General features: G+C 58.0%; 2 protein-coding genes and 1 pseudogene. 1 reads left to right on the top strand and 2 read right to left on the bottom strand.

Annotation, left to right across the window (positions count from 1 at the left end):
- A partial coding sequence (locus L810_RS47940) for a hypothetical protein (protein WP_155836498.1) occupies positions 1-1,471 on the bottom strand: 1,471 nt, incomplete at its 3' end.
- A 398-nt stretch (positions 1,472-1,869) separates the two neighbouring features.
- Positions 1,870-2,385, bottom strand: coding sequence for a MarR family winged helix-turn-helix transcriptional regulator (locus L810_RS42140; RefSeq protein ID WP_042978338.1), 516 nt, complete (start codon positions 2,383-2,385; stop codon positions 1,870-1,872).
- Between the two features lie 138 nt (positions 2,386-2,523).
- On the opposite strand from L810_RS42140, the pseudogene L810_RS42135 reads away from it, so the two are divergent.
- Positions 2,524-3,012 (top strand): annotated as a pseudogene (locus L810_RS42135) (MFS transporter); the annotation flags it as partial.

Raw genomic sequence — 3,012 nt, 5'->3', positions numbered from 1 at the left:
CACGATTCCCGGTGCGGTTCACCAAACCGTATCGCACCAACAGCTTACCTTCTGCTAAGGAAACTTTGGGAACGCTTGCTGCGTGGCGTAGTAGTTCGACTGGCTCGGGAGACTTGCGGCGCAAGTCCTCAAGAGCGACTCGTGCAGCGTCGGTGCCCTCCGCTTCCACGAATTCATCCAGAAGTTTTCCTACCACTTCAGCTTCCAGACTTCGCGGACGGCCCTGAATTTCAACCGCACGATGAATGTATGAGCCGGCCATCCGAATCCAATATGGGAAGTCACCGCAAATTTCTGCGACTTTTTCCTGGTCTACGTCGTTTAGCACCAGTCCACAACGGGTGCACAAATCCTTAATCATTGACTTGGACGCTTGCCTGGCGAATGGAGCAAGGTATCCCTCAGGGATAAAATGCAGCACGGAGTTTTCGATGCCTGCAAAACTTTCCACACGAAATGCTTGGGAGGACACACCTGACACGAGCAATGAGAGTGGGAAACCCATCCGTTGAGCCTCCTGATAAACGACTCGAAACTCCCTCCAAAATACGTTGAAATCGTCCTTCCAATGAGCCTGAGTTGGTGACGCGGGCGTTACATAGTCAACTTCGTCGAACACGATTGCTAACGGCACCGGATTTGGTTGCGACCACAAATCATCGAAAACAGGAACGAGTTCTTGGTCACTTCGATTAAGCGCATCGGAAATATGCGCGTAGCCACGGTTAGCTGCGAGCTTGGCAACCTTGGCAACTGCCTTCAGCGCGTCTGCCGCATTTAGTCTATTGAATCCATCAACGGAACAGTCAATCATCGCAATCTTCGGAGTGCCTGCTTCTCGTGCGAGGGTCACTATGCGATTTATCAAAGATGTTTTCCCAACCTTTCGAATGCCAAATATTGATAATATTCGTCCAGATTGGAGCTGTCTTAATGTTTCGAGCGCGTTGGTTCTTCTTCCGAAGAACTCCGAATCCGCCAGCACAGGTCCCGTAAGGGAGAAGGGATCCTGCGTGAACAAGTCCTGAGCAAGAACTCGCCTCAAAGTCTCAGAGGTAGGAAGCGCGCCCGCTTTCGGACGAAAGATCGGCACGATCTTGTAACCTTGTTCGCGTCCCCACGCTCGTAGTTTTTCATCTCCTGTCTTGTCGGCATGAATGACAATAATGAGCGTCCGATCCAAGCGACCTTGACTATTAGCGATAATTTCTTGTGCGACGTGAAGAGTTCGAACCTGAACGTCGGCGACGTTTATGCCTATGGCTAGAACCTCTCTATCCAGTAACAAGGCATCGGCGACATTTCGAGTTGGCTTGCAATGTAGAGTTATGTACGTCTTTCCATGCGCTTGTATTTTCTTGAAAAACTCTATGGTAAACAGCCCATCGAGGGCATTGGAAACCTCCGCAGCCATTGAATTTTGTGACACTGACCCAACGATCTCTTGTTTTACGTTCGCTAAGTTTGCCAATGCTTTCTCCTTTGTCCAGTTGTGTCGCCTTGATGCCTGCCTTACGCCACATTGAAAATTTTTCCGTTAATTCATTAAATTTTCGTGTTCGTGCAGGTCACTGGCCAAAAATCGGTTGTAGACGGCAGCCGGGAACCGAATCCGCGACACTTGTCGGCAGTCTTCTCCGCACTTTACTACTGATTAGGGCGCTAAGAGAAATGCGCTGCGACGTTGCGCGCTTAATGTTCGTCGCAAAGGTTCTCGCTGGCTGAGCAGCGACTCGGGAATGTGATATCCAACGACTGCTATCGGGAAAGCCGTGTGTCCCGTGTGGGTCGCCAAGCGACATCCACGAAAATTCACGCAGAACCGTGCCTTTGTCCGCAGCGCGCATTTGCGTGACGCATTCAGCGACGCTACTTGCCTCCCAACTCTCCCGGCGCCCTGCCTCCCACCCCCGCCAGCAGTTTCCCCAGCAGTTCCGACAACTGCGCCTGCTCATCATCCGACAACACGGCCAGCAACTGGCGCTGGTTGTCGATGTGCGCGACGACCGCTTCGTCGATCAGCGCACGACCGGCGTCGGTCAGCGCGACGAGCGTGCCGCGCCCGTCGGCCGGGTTCGGCCGGCGCTCGACCCAGCCGGCCTTCTGCAGCCGGTCGATGCGCGCGGTCATCCCGCCCGACGACATCATCAGCGCGTCGTACAGCGCCGTCGGCGTCAGCGCGAACGGCGCACCGCCGCGCCGCAGCGTCGCGAGCACGTCGAATTCGCCCGGCTGCATCCCGTAGCGCGCGAACAGCGGATTGAGGCGGTCGCGCGCGATCACGAGTGCCGCTTCCTGCAGCCGCCCCATCACCACCATCGACGACGCGTCGAGATCCGGGCGCTCGTTACGCCATTGCGCGAGCGCATGCGCAGCTCGATCCACCTGATCCATTAACCCTCCTCGGCCTGCCAGTTATCTTGACGTCGAGATAAATCGGCGTTTATCTTGATGTCGAGATACTTTACATGAAAATCGCGCGGTGCCTTTCCGGGGCCGCGCACCGATTTCGAGGGCCTTGCGATGAATCGCTTCACTTCCCCCGGATGGCGGCTCGCCGCCATCGTGCTCGTCGGGCTGAACCTGCGGCCGGCGCTCGCCGCGGTCGGCCCGCTGCTCGACATGATCCAGCGCGCGACCGGCATCGGCGACGGCGCGGCCAGCCTGCTGACGACGATCCCGATCCTGCTGATGGGTCTCGGCGCGCTGAGCGCGCGGCGCCTGCAGCGCGTGACCGGCATCGCGGGCGGCGTGTGGCTCGGCGTCGCGCTGATCGGGCTGGCCTGCGCATCGCGCATCGGCGCGCAGCACGCGTGGCTGCTGCTCGCGAGCGCCTGCTGCGCGGGTGTCGGGATCGCGATGGTGCAGGCGCTGCTGCCCGGCTTCGTGAAGGCCCATTTCGCGACGCGGATCGGCGGCGCGATGGGCGTCTATTCGACGTCGATCATGGGCGGCGCCGTGCTCGCGAGCGTCGTCGCGCCGTTCGCCGCGGCCCGCTGGGGCTGGCTCGCC

Origin of the sequence: Burkholderia sp. AU4i (genome assembly GCF_000466765.1) — a bacterium.
Lineage (GTDB): Bacteria > Pseudomonadota > Gammaproteobacteria > Burkholderiales > Burkholderiaceae > Burkholderia > Burkholderia cepacia.
Note: the sequence above shows the minus strand (reverse complement) of the source record. Positions and strands in the feature narration are given on the sequence as shown.